The sequence below is a fragment of the Sphingomonas sp. LM7 genome, assembly GCF_002002925.1.
Taxonomy (GTDB): Bacteria; Pseudomonadota; Alphaproteobacteria; order Sphingomonadales; family Sphingomonadaceae; genus Sphingomonas.
This window is the reverse complement of record NZ_CP019511.1, coordinates 2,118,573-2,131,541: the sequence shown is the minus strand read 5'-3', so window position 1 is coordinate 2,131,541 and position 12,969 is coordinate 2,118,573. Positions and strand designations below refer to the sequence as shown.

The following is a 12,969-nucleotide window of genomic DNA, read 5'->3' as shown; positions in this document are numbered from 1 at the left end:
TCCGTAAAATTATCAACTGAATCTACGCAGGAGTTTTAGAAATGGACGCAGAAGCAGCAAAGCTCATCGGTGCGGGTCTCGCGGCGATCGGCGCCGGCATGGCCGCCATCGGTGTGGGCAACGTGTTCGGCAGCTTCCTCGAGGGCGCGCTGCGCAACCCGGGCGCCGCTGACGGCCAGCAGGGCCGCCTGTTCATCGGCTTCGCGGCCGCCGAGCTTCTCGGTCTGCTCGCGTTCGTCGTCGCGATGATCCTGATCTTCGTCGCGTAACTTTTCCGGTTCGGGCCGGGGCGCGTCCCCGGCCTGCTCCTGGATAGGAATCCAATGCCTCAGATCTCCCAGCTCGCCGAGACCTACGCGTCCCAGATCTTCTGGCTGCTCGTGACGTTCGGCTTCGTCTTCTTCGTCGTGGGCAAGATCATGCTGCCCAAGGTGATGTCGACGGTCGATGCGCGTGACGCATCGGTCGCCGGCGACCTCGCGGCTGCCGAGGCGGCGCGTGCCGCTGCCGACCAGGCGGAAGAGAATTGGCGGGCTGAGGAAAACGCCGCGCGCGAAGGCGCCCAGAAGCGTATCGCCGAGGCGCGCGCCCAGGGCACCGCAGCGTCGGAAAAGCGGCTCGCCGCCGCGCATGCCGAAACCGATGCCCGCATCGCGGCAGCCGAGGCGCAGATCGCCGAGGCGACGACTGCGGCGAGCGCCGAGATCGAGGCAGTGGCAGTCGAGGCCGCGCGCGACATCGTCGCTCGTTTCTCGGGTGCCAAGGTAACGGCTGCAGAGGCCAAGAAGGCAGTGAAGGCGGCGTTCAATGGCTGAGGCAGCAACTCCGGTCGCGGCCGATCCGGTCGCGCAGAATCTTGCCGCCGCCGAGCATGGCGAGGGCATGGCTGTGCCGCACACCGGCACCAACGCCGTGACGATCGAGCATGGCGGCCCGAGCGAGACGCATCCCGATCCGTCGCTGTTCGGCGTGCTCGACGCGACCGTCTGGGTCTCGATCGCGATGGCGGTGTTCATCCTGATCCTGATCTGGAAGAAGGTGCCCAGCCTGATCACCCGCGGGCTCGACAACCAGATCGCGGCGATCCGCACCCGTCTTGACGAAGCGAAGGCATTGCGCGCCGAGGCCGAGGCGCTGCGCGACGAATATGCCAGGAAGATCGCCGGCGCCGAGGCACAGGCCCAGGCAATGCTCGTCCATGCCGAGGAGGAGGCCAAGGCCGTCCTCGCCAAGGCCGAGAGCGATGCCGCCGAGCTGACTGCGCGCCGCGCCAAGATGGCCGAGGACAAGATCGCCGCCGCCGAGCGCGCCGCGATCCAGGCCGTGCGCACCAAAGCCGCCGAAGCCGCGACCCGCGCCGCCGCAGCGATCATCGCCGACAAGCATAATGCCGAGGCCGACAAGCCGCTGGTCGACCAGACCATCGCCGGGCTGGGCCGGCTCAACTGAGCCGCGGGCGCGCCGCGCGCCTGCCTCACATCGTCTGAGCAAAACCGATCTCCGTGCGGAAGCACGGGGATCGTTTGCGTTTTTGGCCGTCGGCACGCCCGGCGGTCTGGAAGCCGGCGGCTGGCGTGCTAAGGCTGGTGCCATGGCTCCCGAACAACAAGACAAGCAGAGTGCCCGGCACGATCCGGGCGCTGGCGCATCGCGCTGGCTCACGATCGGCGGCGGCGTCGCGCTGGTGCTGGCGCTGCTCTTCGTGCTGCTCGCATGGCAGCGGGCATCCGACGAGCGCCGCGCCGCGAGCGACGTCAAGGCACGCGTCGAGACGGAAATGAAGCGGATCGAGGCCGAAGCGCAGCGAATCGAGCGTGAAGCATCGAAATAAGTTTTCGGCGGCGGCCAAAACTGTTTGCAGGTGCAGCCACATCTCAGACTTTACGTTTACGTAACTTGCCGGGATTTACGGTTAGTTAGCGTTAACTCCACGAATAGTCTTTTATGGGCGCGAATTCGGTTGCTCTTCTTTGTGGGTTGCGCAAAGCCAATCCGATGGCCCGGAAACGCTTTGATGTAGGTCGTGTGGCCCTTCTCTCCGGACTGGCGCTTATTTTCGCGGCGATCGCGGGCACCTTCGTGCTGTTTCGCTCCGAGCAGCGCGCTGACGTGTCCGTGGTGCAGACACTCCAGGTCCAGGAGCGGCTCAACAGCCTGATCACCCGCGCGCAGGAAACATTGCTGGGAGAGAGCGGCTATCTGCTCGCCGGCGACCCGCGGTTTGTCGCGCGCTACGTCGATGCACGCGAAGGGCTCTATGGCGAGCTCGCAGCGCTGACTAGCGAAGTGCAAGCCGATCCGGTGCAGTCGCGAGCGGCAGCGCAGCTCGATCGCTGCTGGCGCTCGCGGCTGGCCTACACCGATGCGCGATTTGCGATGGCCCGATCGGGCCGGGTCGACGAGGCCCGGCGTTCGATCCGTCTGGTCCTCGACCGCCCGATTACCGATCGATGCCGTGCGATCGTCGTCGGAATGAAGGCCGAAGAGGCGCGGCGATTCGAACGGCAGCGAAATATGGCCGATCGCCAGGCGACCTTGCTGTCGGTCTGGCTGCTGGTGTGCGCGGCGGCGGTGATGGCGTTCGCGCTCCGCTCGACGTTCCGGGCGCTGTCGACGGCGCGCAATGCCTCGGTGGCGCGCGACCAGCTGCTCAACGCCAATACCCGGCTGCACGAGGAAGCTGCCAGCCGCGAAGTGGCCGAGGCACAGCTGCGCCAGATGCAGAAGATGGAGTCGATCGGCCAGCTGACCGGCGGTATCGCGCACGACTTCAACAATATGCTGGCGATCGTCATCGGATCGCTCGATCTCGCCCGCCGCCGGCTCGACCAGGACGTGAAGCGCGCGCAGGAGCATATCGATTCGGCGATGTCGGGTGCGCAGCGCGCCGCGCAGCTCACCTCGCAGCTGCTCGCGTTCGGGCGCCGCCAGCCGTTGGCGCCCAGCGCGCTCGACGCAAGCCAGCTGATCCGGCGCCTGTCGGAGCTCCTGCGGCGGACGATCGGCGGCAAGGTCGATTTTCAGGTCGATCCGGCGATCGGGCTGTGGCCGATCTTCGCCGACGTTGGCCAGCTGGAAAGCGCGCTGGTCAATCTGTGCGTCAATGCACGCGATGCGATGGTGGAGGGCGGCAAGCTTGTCGTCAGCACCGCCAATGTGAAGCTCGATCGCGACTATGCCGTGACCCACCCGGACGTGATGCCCGGCGATTACGTGCGGATCACCGTGCAGGACAGCGGCGCCGGCATGCCGGCCGAAGTGCGCGATCGCGCGTTCGAGCCGTTCTTCACCACCAAGGCCATGGGCAAGGGCACCGGACTGGGGCTCAGCCAGGTCTATGGCTTCGTCAAGCAATCGGGCGGGCACGTCGCGATCGAATCCGAGGCGGGACGCGGCACCGCGGTTCACCTCTATCTGCCGCGGCACAAGGGCAAGGTCGCCGAGAGCGAAAGCTGGCAGACCGGGCCCGAAACGCGCCTGCCCGGCGCGCGCGACAGCGAGATCATCCTTGTCGTCGACGACGAGGACAAGGTGCGGCAGCTGGCCGTCGATGCGCTGCGCGAACTCGGCTATATCGTGCTCCACGCGCCCGGCGGCGAAGCAGCGCTGGCGATGATCGAGGGGCAGCCGCGGGTCGATCTGTTGCTCACCGACGTCCTGATGCCCGGGATGAGCGGCTCGCAGCTCGCCGAACGTGTCGAGGCGCTTCGCCCCGAAATCCGGCTGCTCTACATGAGCGGCTATCCGAGCGACGGCATCGTCAGCGACGGCATGCTCACCGATGGCGTGGCGCTGCTCCCCAAGCCGTTCACCATCGCCCAGCTCGCCGCGCGCGTGCGGCAGATACTCGACGAGAAGACCGTCCCCGCCTGACTCTCAGCGCGGCTTGCGGAAGCGGAAGACGAACTGGTCGGTCTTGCCGCGGATCGCCGGATCGAACACGATCGCGGTGTGCGGATCGTCCGAATTGGCGAGCAGCGGCAGGCTGCCGTCGAAGGTGAACCCCGCGCTCTGGATCTCGGCGCGCGCCGCGGCGGGATCGATGCGGTGGAGTTTGTCGGGCGCGGTGAAGCCGGGGTCGGCGGCGGCGACATGATCGACCACCAGCAGCACCCCGCCGGGCTTGAGGCTGTCATAGAGCCGCTTGGCCATCGCGACGGCGAAGCCGGGCGGGACCATCTTGAGATGCATGTCGTGCCAGTTCTGCACCGTGACGATTGCATCGAGCGGCTCGGCGAACTTCACCGTCGCCAGCGAATCGCTGAGCGGGGTGACATTGGCATAGCCGGCAACCGCGGCCTTTTGCTCGTCGCCATAGGCGGGGCGGAACTGGATGAACTCGGCGGGCTGATAGGCATAGACGCGCCCCTTGCTGCCGACGGTCCTGGCGAGGATGCGCGTGAAATAGCCGCCGCCCATGATGAAGTCCGCGACCTTGTCGCCGGGCTTCACGCCGGCAAAGGCGAGCAGTTCGCCGGGATGGCGGGTCGCGTCGCGTTCCTTGTCCGTGGCCGGACGGGCTGGATCGGCGAGCGCCGCCTTGATCGGCGCGGACACGGTCTGGGCCTGCGCGGCGAGCGGCGCGGCAAGTGCGAGCAGGGCAGTGGTCACGAGCAGTTTCACGGCGACTCTCCCATGGTGTGTGAGCGCACTATGGCACGTTAATGTGACCGGGCAAGTTGCCGGGAATCGCGGCCGCGCCTACATCGCTTGCCAGCGATGTCCGACCCCAATTCCCCCAACCGATTCAACGAGGAAAAGGCGACCTATGCCGTGCGCGGCGAGGGAGCGCCCGATCTCGACGCAGGCGTGGCGGCGATCCGCAACGTCGTGAAGACGCTGCCGGTGCGGCCGGGCGTGTACCGGATGCATGATGCGCGCGGCGACGTGCTCTATGTCGGCAAGGCGCGCGCGCTCAAGAACCGGGTGACTAATTATACCCAGGTCATGCGGCTCTCGAAGCGTCTCCAGCGGATGGTGGCGCAGACGCGCTCGATGACGATCGTCACCACCAACAACGAGGCCGAGGCGCTGCTGCTCGAGGCGCAGCTGATCAAGCGCTATCGCCCGCCGTACAACGTGCTGCTGCGCGACGATAAGTCGTTCCCGTTTATCCTTTTGCGCCAGGACCACGCCTTCGCGCGCGTACAGCTCCATCGCGGCGCGCGGCGCTACAAGGGCGACTATTTCGGGCCGTTCGCGGGGGCGGGGCAGGTGCGTCAGACGCTCAACGCGCTGCAGAAATTGTTCCTGTTGCGGAGCTGCACCGACGGCTTCTTTGCGACGCGCGACCGGCCGTGCCTGCTGTATCAGATCCGCCGGTGTTCGGCGCCGTGCGTTGGCCGCATCGACGAGGCGGCCTATGCCGAGCTGGTCAGCGATGCGCGCGACTTCCTCCAGGGCAAGAAGACCCAAGTCCAGGCCAAGCTCGGCGAGCAGATGCAGGCCGCGGCGGAGAATCTGGATTTCGAGCTGGCCGCGATCCTGCGCGACCGGCTGAAGGCGCTCACCTTCATCCAGGGCAGCCAGGCGATCAACGCCGAGGGGGTCGGCGACGCCGACATCTTCGCGCTGGCGCACAAGTCCGGCGTGATGGGCATCCAGGCGTTCTTCATCCGCGGCGGGCAGAATTGGGGGCATCGCAGCTTCTTCCCTGCGCACACCAATGACGTGCCCGAGGACGAAGTGCTCAGCCAGTTCCTGATGCAATTCTATGAGGAAGTGCCGCCGCCGCGGACGATCTTCGTCGATCGCAATCTGGAGGAAGCCAAGCTGCTGAGCGAAGCGCTGGCCGAGCGCGCCGGGCACAAGGTGGCGCTGGGGGTGCCGCAGCGCGGGCCGCGGCGCCGGCTGCTCGAACAGGCGCAGCGCAACGCCGTCGAGGCGCTCGACCGGCGGATGGCCGAGAGCACGACGCAGGCCAAGCTGCTCGCCGAGGTCGCCGACCTGTTCGAGCTGCCCGAACCGCCCGAGCGGATCGAAGTCTATGACAACAGCCATATCCAGGGGACGAGCGCGCTGGGCGCGATGGTCGTTGCCGGGCCCGAGGGCTTCCAGAAGGGCCAGTACCGCAAGTTCAACATGAAGCGTCCCGAGACGATCGCCGGCGACGACTACGGCATGATGCGCGAGATGTTCGGGCGGCGCTTCGCACGGGCGCAGGACGAGGATCCCGATCGCCAGGGCGGCACGTGGCCCGATCTGGTGCTGATCGACGGCGGGCGTGGCCAGCTCAACGCCGTGAAGGGCGTGCTTGAGGATCTGGGCATCGAGGATGTGTGCCTGGTCGGCGTCGCGAAGGGCCCGCATCATGGCCGCGACGGACGCGAAGTGTTTCACCTGATGGACGGGCGCGAGCTGATGCTGCCGGTCAATTCGCCGGTGCTGTTCTTCCTCCAGCGGCTGCGCGACGAAGTCCACCGCTTCGCGATCGGCGCGCACCGCGACAAGCGCAGCAAGGCGATCGGCGCGAGCCCGCTCGACGAAGTCCCCGGGATCGGCCCGGCGCGCAAGAAGGCGCTGCTGATGCATTTCGGCACCGCGCGCGCGGTGCGCGGGGCGAGCCTTGAGGATTTGCAAAAGGCGCCGGGCGTGTCGGCGGCGGTGGCCCAGCAGGTGCACGACTTCTACCACGCGCGTTGATCGGCGGGGGAGGAAGGTGTATCGTCCGGGGCATGGCCACGCTCGCCAAAGCTCCGACCAAGTCGACGTACCGCATGTCGCATGCGGAGTTGATCGAGACGGCTGCCTATCTGGAGGTCGATCCCACCGGGCTGGATACCGAGGCACTGCGCGCCGAAGTGAAGCGGGTTGGCGAGGCACGGTGGACGGAAGAGAATCGCGAGGCGATCGAGCAGTGGAACGCATGGGAGAAGAGCCACGGTTCTCCGCTAGATCGGTATCGCGGCTTCTAGGTGGCCCGTTTCGGGGTATATCGCGCACGCGGTAGTTCGGTCCTCCTGCTCGACTGTCAATCGGACGTCGTAGATCTGGGCCGCCGATTGATGGTTCCGTTGCTGCCCGAAGCGGGCGCCGAGATACCGGCTCGAATGCCGGGATTGCATCCGGTCTTCACGATCCGGAGTGAGCGGCTCGTCATGGCGACGCACTTGATGGCCAGCGTACCCGATCGGGAAATCGGCGCAAAGCTCCTGTCGCTGTCGCAGGAAGCCGATCAGATCATGCGCGCGATCGACTATCTGCTTTCGGGCTATTGAACAGGATCGGATCCTCTAAGCCCTGGACATGCTGCTCACCGGATTTTGACGAAATCCGCACACCAATCGCGCTTGCCCGCCGTTTCCGAACCGCTAGTCTTGGGCTGATTGAGTCAGGGGGCTTCTGAATGTTTCGGCGAACGACGTTTGCGGCGGTGCTGTTGTGTGCGCCGGCGGTGGCATGGGCAGGGGACAAGCCGCTGTATCAACCGGTGCCGGCCTGGGTGAAGCCTGCGCCGGCGATCGACGTCTCCAAACTGAGCGACGCGGATCCGATCATGCTGGTGATGGACCAGCAGCAGCGCTTCGAGGACGGCCAGGTCTGGGTCTATGCGGACATGGCGATGCGCATCGCCTCGCCCCAGGTGGCGACCCAGGCGGGCACCGTGCCGCTGCCCTGGGATCCCGCCAAGGGCGACCTGACCGTCCACCGTATCGAGATCCTCCGCGGCGCCGAGCGGATCGACGTGCTCGCCGGCGGCAAGAAGCTGGAGGTGCTCAAGCGCGAGCAGCAGCTCGAACGCGCGATGCTCAACGGCATGCTCACCGCGACCCTGCCCGTCGAGGGGCTGCGGGTGGGCGACGTGCTGCGCGTCAGTTTCTCGACGACGCGCAAGGATCCGGCGCTCCACGGCCATGTCCAGTCGATGGCGCCGCTGCTCGCCGCGCCGATGCGGCTCCAGTTCGGCCGCATCCGGCTGCTCTGGCCCAAGGCAATGGATCTGCGCTGGCGCGGCTACACCAAGCTTCCCGATCTCAAGCCGGTGACGCTGCCCGACGGCTATAACGAGCTGTCGATCGACTTGCCGATCGCCAAGGCAGTCGAGATGCCGGGCGACGCGCCGCTGCGCTTCCGCCCGGTGCCGCTGATCGACGCCACCGACTATGCCGATTGGGCAGACCTGTCGCGCGACATGGCGCCGCATTACCGCACCGACGGCACGATCGCGCCGGGCAGCCCGATCGCCGCCGAAGTCGCGCGGATCGCCGCAGCGACCGCCGACCCGCGCAAGCGCGCGGCAATGGCGCTCCAAGTGGTGCAGGACAAGATCCGCTATCTGTTCCAGGGCATGGACAATGGCGACTATGTGCCGCAGGCGCCGGCGCATACCTGGTCGGTCCGCTATGGCGACTGCAAGGCCAAGACGCTGTTGTTGCTGGCGATGCTGCGCGCGCTCGACATCGAGGCCGAGGCCGTGGTGGTCAATACCGAGATGGGCGATCTGCTCCCCAAGCGTCTGCCGATGCCGGGTGCGTTCAACCATATCATCGTGCGTGCCGCGATCGGCGGCGACTCGCTGTGGCTCGACGGCACCGGCGGCGGGGCAAGGCTTGAGGATCTGGGCGACGTGCCGCCGTTCCGGCATGCGCTACCGCTGCGCACCGCGGGGGCCGGCCTGATCGAGATGCCGATGCGTGCCAATGCCCGGCCGATGAGCGATGCCGAGATCGAGATGGACGGGCGCGCCGGCGTGCTCTTCCCGATGCCCTACACCGCCAAGGTCACGCTTCGCGGCGGCAGCGCCGAGATGCTGCGGGTGATCGCGGCGCAGGCAGACCGGGAGCAGCTCGACCAGGGGATCGATGGCATCGTGAGCGGCCTGCTCAACGAAACGGAGATCGTCGAGCGCGGATTCAAATATGACGAGGCGACCGCCACCGCCGTCGTGACGGCGTCGGGCATCGCCTATCCCGACTGGTCGAAGGAGAATGGCCGCTACCGCGTCGAGCTGGATGGCACGATCTCGAATGTCAGCTTCTCCCCCGATCGCGCGCGGCCGGCATGGCGTGAGATCCCGGTGAGCAGCGGCGCCTATGACGATTCGCGCGTGCGGACGCGGATCCGCCTGCCTGCTGGCGGCATCGGATATGAAGTCGAAGGCAATCGCACGCTGCCGGCGACGCTGGCGGGCGTCGCGCTCAAGCGCAGCGTAGCGCTGGAGGGCGGCTGGCTGAGCATCGACGACCGGGTTGTGACCGGCATCGCCGAAGTCGCGCCGGCGGACATCCCGGCGACGCGCGCGCAGGTGGCGCAAGCCAAGGGCAAGCCGCTCAAGGCCATCGCGCCCAAGGATACGCCGCCGCTGTTCCGCCAGGTAGAGGCTGCGCGGCGCAGCAAGACGCTCGATCCGATCCTCGCGGTCTACGCCAAGCAGATCGCGCAGAAGCCCGAGGAATCGGGAAGCTATTCGGACCGTGCCTGGTTCCTCGACCGAATCTACGACCGCAAGGGTGCCATTGCCGACCTGACCAAGGCGATCGCGCTCGAGCCGAGCATCGAGCGCCACCTCTGGCGGTCGCGGCTCTATTCGGCGCTCAAGGACGATGCGCGGGCGATGGCCGATGCCCGCGCGGCGCTCGAGATCGATCCGGCGTCGTCGGCGTCCGTGATCCGCGTCGCGACTTTGCTCGCCGAACAGGGCAAGCGCGATGAGGCCGTCGGGATGCTCGCCGAGCATGCCGATCAGGGCGGCGACGACAAGAACAGCTATGTCAGCAGCCAGGCGACGCTGCTCGGCGATGGCGGGCGGGTGGACGAGGGCGTGGCGCTGCTCGACGCGATGATCGCCACGACGCCGGGCAAGTCCGATCTGCTCAACTCGCGCTGCTGGCTGAAGGCGACGAGCAATGTCACGCTCGACACTGCGCTGAAGGATTGTTCGAAGGCGATCGAACTCGCCGAGAACCCGGCCTCGATCCTCGACAGCCGCGGGCTGGTCTATTTCCGGCTCGGGCGGATGGAGGATGCGCTGGCCGATTTCGACGCGGCGCTCGATCAGGCGCCCGACATGGCGGCCAGCCTCTATATGCGCGGCCTCATCCGCAAGCGCTCGGGCGCCGAGGGAGCGGAGGCCGACCTGGCCGCCGCGCGGATGATCGCACCGCGGATCGACGAGGATTATGTGCGCTGGGGGATCAAGCCATAAGGGTATTGGGAGTTTCTTCACTCCGAAGCGCTAGGGGAGCAGCATGCCGACCCGCGTCTTCCTGACTGTCGATACCGAGCTGATGTGGCGCCACCACGTCGCCGGGCTGGATGCCGAGACGATCGTCCGCCGCTCGCTGGAGCCCGCGGAGGTCGGCGTCGGCTGGCAGCTCGCGCAACTGGCCGAACATGATCTCAAGGCGTGCTTCTTCGTCGATCCGATGCCCGCGCTGGTCTATGGGCTGGAGCCGATCAAGCGCGTGGTGGGATCGATCCTTGAAGCGGGGCAGGAGGTGCAGCTCCATTTGCATCCCAACTGGACCGGCGCGCATGCCGGCGACGGCGGAGCCACCTACGGCCCCTTCGAACTGATCGACTATAGCCTTATCGAGCAAGTCGAGCTGATCGCCGGTGCGGCGGATATGCTCACCGCGGCGGGAGCGCCCGACCCGATCGCGTTCCGATCAGGCTCCTATTCGGCGAGCGACGATACGCTGGCGGCGCTGGCCAAGCTCGATTTCGCGTATGATTCGAGCCACAACGGCTCCGAGCATCCCTGGCCGAGCGCGATCAGCCTCGCGCCGCGCCAGATCGCACCGATCCTGCATCGCGGCGTGATCGAAGTGCCGGTGACGCTGATCGAGGACCAGAAAGGACATCTCCGCCACTTCCAGATCTGCGCGCTGTCGGCGGCCGAGATGAAGGCGGCGCTCGACCACGCCGCGCGCGAGCGGCACGCCGCAGTGACGATCGTCAGCCACGGCTTCGAGCTCGCCAACCGTGCGGGCACGCGGCCCAACGCCGTGCATGTCCGCCGCTTCGAGGCGCTGTGCGGCATGCTCGCCGAACGCCGCGAATATCTGGAGACCGCGCATTTCGCCGACAGGCCCGAAATGGCGCTGGACCAGGACGATGCGCCGCTTGGACCAAGCGTGTTGCGCACCCGGCTGCGCCAGGCGGAGCAGCTCTGGTCGAACTGGGTCGAGGAACGCGCGGCGTGAATGCGTTGCACGAGATCGCCGCGGCGCCGCAGACGGTGCGGCTCAAGTTCGAGATTGGCGCGCGGACTCTGCTGACGGTCCGGCGCTCGTTGGTCCGCGTGCCGCTGACGCTGGCCGAGGCGCGGAGCGGACTGGCGCCGGTGCTGCCATCGCTCGACCGCCACGCCGATGGCTATTCGCTAACCTCGCTTCCCGAGGATCAGATGCCCGCGCTGGCCGCGCAGGCGGGCGGCATGCTTCCGTTCGTGCGACAGCGCTACACGCGCTACTTCCTCGATTTCGCCGGGAACTATGACGGTTGGTTCGCCAGCCTGTCGTCCAACGCGCGGCAGGGATTGCGGCGCAAGGCCAAGAAGATCGCGGCAGCCTCTGGCGGCGCGCTCGACGTCCGCCGCTTCCGCACGCCCGGGGAACTGGCGGCGTTCCATCCCGTGGCGCGGACGATCTCGGCGACGACCTATCAGGAGCGGTTGCTCGCTTCGGGGCTGCCGGAGGATGCCGGGTTCCTTGCCACGATGCGCGATATTGCGGCGGCCGGACAGGTGCGCGCCTGGCTGCTCTATATCGGCGGCGAACCCGCGGCGTATCTCTATTGCCCGATCCACGGCGACACGGTGATCTACGCCTATGTCGGGCATGATCCGAAGTTCAACGACTGGTCGCCCGGCGCGGTGCTCCAGTTGGAAGCGATGCAGGATTTGTTCGGCGAGGCGCATTTCGCGGCTTTCGACTTCACCGAGGGCGAAGGCCAGCACAAGCGCCAGTTCGCCACCGGCGGGGTGGCGTGCGTCGACTTGCTGCTGCTCCGTCCGACATTGGCGAACCGCGCGGTGATGGCGGCGCTGGGCGGGTTCAACGGCGCGGTGGCGCTGGCCAAGCAGGCGGTGCAGCGCGCGGGGCTGGCCGGGTTGGCGAAGCGGCTGCGGCGGGGCGGTTGACCTCCGTCACCCCGGCCTTGTGCCGGGGGCCATTGTGCCGCAGCGAAACGATAGCGGCTCCAGCTTCCCGATCGGCCGCTCGGCGGACCCCGGCACAAGGCCGGGGTGACGGGTTGTTGTTGGGCTTGCTATGCCCCCCTCATGCACCTGCGCGCCGAAGCCATTCTCCTCAGCGTCCGCGCACATGGCGAGCATGGCGCGATCGTGCGTGCGCTCACGGAGAATGACGGGCTGCAACCCGGCTATGTCCGCGGCGGCCGGTCGCGCGCGCTGCGGCCGGTGCTGCAGCCGTCGAACCTCGTGCTCGGCGAATGGCGCGCGCGGACCGAGGAGCAGCTTGCCGGTCTCACGCTCGAGCTGATTCACAGCCGCGCACCGCTGTTCGGCGAACCGCTGCCCGCCGCGGCGCTGCAATGGGCGACGGCGCTCACCGCCGCGGTGCTTCCCGATGCGCAGCCCTATCCCCGGCTCTATTCGGCGCTCGACGGCGTGCTCGCCGCGGTCGAGGCGGCGCCGGCCGCGCGGGGCTGGGCCGTGGCGCTGGTGCGCTACGAGCTGCTGCTGCTCGCCGAGCTCGGCTTCGGGCTCGATCTGGAGCATTGCGCCGCGACCGGCCGCAACGACGATCTCGCATTCGTCAGTCCGAAGAGCGGCATCGCCGTGAGCCGGATCGGCGCGGAAGGCTATGAGAACCGGCTGCTGCGGTTGCCGCCCTTCCTGACCGCAGGCGGCGAGGCCGGGTGGGACGACATCATCGACGGGCTGCGGCTGACGCTGCACTTCCTCCAGCGCGACTTGCTGATCGGGAAAGGGGCGGAAATCGTTGCCGCCCGCGCGCGGCTGGTGGATCGGCTGATGCGGGCGGTTGCCTAACGCGGCGGCTGTGG

13 protein-coding genes are annotated in these 12,969 nt (G+C 67.5%); 12 read left to right on the top strand and 1 reads right to left on the bottom strand.

Annotation, left to right across the window (positions count from 1 at the left end; genetic code table 11):
• Positions 1-41: 41 nt before the first annotated feature.
• The 5 genes from BXU08_RS09545 (at position 42) to BXU08_RS09525 (ending at position 3,873) form a co-directional block, all read left to right on the top strand.
• Positions 42-269 (top strand): F0F1 ATP synthase subunit C, encoded by a 228-nt coding sequence (locus tag BXU08_RS09545; protein WP_044330387.1) that lies wholly within the window; start codon positions 42-44, stop codon positions 267-269.
• Between the two features lie 54 nt (positions 270-323).
• Positions 324-815 carry an ATPase gene (locus BXU08_RS09540; protein WP_077509851.1) on the top strand — a complete coding sequence of 164 codons (492 nt, stop codon included), beginning with the start codon at positions 324-326 and terminating at the stop codon, positions 813-815.
• The gene (locus tag BXU08_RS09535) at positions 808-1,449 is read left to right on the top strand and encodes a hypothetical protein (RefSeq protein WP_077509850.1); all 642 of its coding nucleotides are present in this window, start codon (positions 808-810) and stop codon (positions 1,447-1,449) included. The genes BXU08_RS09540 and BXU08_RS09535 overlap by 8 nt, the downstream gene beginning before the upstream one ends.
• 82 nt (positions 1,450-1,531) lie before the next feature.
• Positions 1,532-1,831 carry a hypothetical protein gene (locus BXU08_RS09530; RefSeq protein WP_077509849.1) on the top strand — a complete coding sequence of 100 codons (300 nt, stop codon included), beginning with the start codon at positions 1,532-1,534 and terminating at the stop codon, positions 1,829-1,831.
• Positions 1,832-2,025: 194 nt separating this feature from the next.
• Positions 2,026-3,873, top strand: coding sequence for an ATP-binding protein (locus BXU08_RS09525; RefSeq protein ID WP_253190326.1), 1,848 nt, complete (start codon positions 2,026-2,028; stop codon positions 3,871-3,873).
• 3 nt (positions 3,874-3,876) lie between these two features.
• Here the strand turns inward: BXU08_RS09525 and BXU08_RS09520 are convergent, their stop codons facing one another.
• Positions 3,877-4,623, bottom strand: a complete 747-nt coding sequence (locus BXU08_RS09520) for a class I SAM-dependent methyltransferase (protein WP_077509848.1) — start codon at positions 4,621-4,623, stop codon at positions 3,877-3,879.
• 96 nt (positions 4,624-4,719) lie between these two features.
• Here BXU08_RS09520 and uvrC point away from each other — a divergent pair, with 96 nt between their 5' ends.
• The 7 genes from uvrC (at position 4,720) to recO (ending at position 12,955) form a co-directional block, all read left to right on the top strand.
• Entirely contained in the window at positions 4,720-6,642 is a 1,923-nt protein-coding gene (uvrC, locus tag BXU08_RS09515; protein WP_077509847.1) for an excinuclease ABC subunit UvrC, read from the top strand.
• A 32-nt stretch (positions 6,643-6,674) separates the two neighbouring features.
• The gene (locus tag BXU08_RS09510; protein ID WP_077509846.1) at positions 6,675-6,914 is read left to right on the top strand and encodes a type II toxin-antitoxin system CcdA family antitoxin; all 240 of its coding nucleotides are present in this window, start codon (positions 6,675-6,677) and stop codon (positions 6,912-6,914) included.
• Positions 6,915-7,217, top strand: a complete 303-nt coding sequence (locus BXU08_RS09505) for a CcdB family protein (protein WP_077509845.1) — start codon at positions 6,915-6,917, stop codon at positions 7,215-7,217.
• Positions 7,218-7,345: 128 nt separating this feature from the next.
• Positions 7,346-10,144, top strand: a complete 2,799-nt coding sequence (locus tag BXU08_RS09500; RefSeq protein ID WP_077509844.1) for a DUF3857 domain-containing protein — start codon at positions 7,346-7,348, stop codon at positions 10,142-10,144.
• Positions 10,145-10,187: 43 nt separating this feature from the next.
• The gene (locus BXU08_RS20025) at positions 10,188-11,144 is read left to right on the top strand and encodes a polysaccharide deacetylase (protein WP_077509843.1); all 957 of its coding nucleotides are present in this window, start codon (positions 10,188-10,190) and stop codon (positions 11,142-11,144) included.
• A complete protein-coding gene (locus BXU08_RS09490; RefSeq protein WP_253190325.1) occupies positions 11,141-12,082 on the top strand; it encodes a GNAT family N-acetyltransferase in 942 nt (313 codons plus the stop codon). The genes BXU08_RS20025 and BXU08_RS09490 overlap by 4 nt, the downstream gene beginning before the upstream one ends.
• A 141-nt stretch (positions 12,083-12,223) precedes the next feature.
• Positions 12,224-12,955: a DNA repair protein RecO gene (recO, locus tag BXU08_RS09485; protein ID WP_077509842.1), complete on the top strand. Its 732-nt coding sequence runs from the start codon at positions 12,224-12,226 to the stop codon at positions 12,953-12,955.
• Positions 12,956-12,969: the final 14 nt, after the last annotated feature.